This is a genomic window from Haloferax sp. Atlit-6N (assembly GCF_003383195.1).
Taxonomy (GTDB): domain Archaea; phylum Halobacteriota; class Halobacteria; order Halobacteriales; family Haloferacaceae; genus Haloferax; species Haloferax gibbonsii.
Genome location: NZ_QEQJ01000233.1, coordinates 1 through 493 on the forward strand (window position 1 = coordinate 1; position 493 = coordinate 493).

The following is a 493-nucleotide window of genomic DNA, read 5'->3' on the forward strand; positions in this document are numbered from 1 at the left end:
AGCGCAGCGAGCGTGATTTTCTGTCGAGAGGGCGGGAGAACCTTGCGGCAACCGAGCGAAGCGAGGTTGACGGAGTGGTTCGAATCCGCCCGAGCCCACTAATTCTGTGCGAGCGACAGCGGGCACGAACTCGTGGATCGAGGGCGATTCGAATCAGGGAGCGAACGGAGTGAGCGACCGAGGTTCGAATCCGCCCGAGCAACCAAACCGCCGACTCACACGCTCCGTTGCATCACGAGCAGCGACATCGGGACGCTGGCGGCGACGAGACCGAACGCGCCGCCGACGAGCGGGTCGACGCCCAGCGACGGACCGAGGAGGTAGCCGCCGACGAACCCGACCGGGTCGAGCACCAACGCGAGGATGACGAGCTGTACTGCGAAGTTCTTCGACGTGAACCAGCGGGGGAGTAGTGACACGGTAGTCGAAACGTGTCTTCCACCTGCTATTTAGTTCCGTGTGGTCGCGTTCGAAGCCACGAAGACACGAACCC

1 protein-coding gene is annotated in these 493 nt (G+C 63.1%); it reads right to left on the reverse strand.

The window, feature by feature from the left end; genetic code table 11:
• Positions 1 to 215: 215 nt before the first annotated feature.
• Positions 216 to 419, reverse strand: a complete 204-nt coding sequence (locus DEQ92_RS22115; RefSeq protein ID WP_004044421.1) for a hypothetical protein — start codon at positions 417 to 419, stop codon at positions 216 to 218.
• Between the last annotated feature and the right edge of the window lie 74 nt (positions 420 to 493).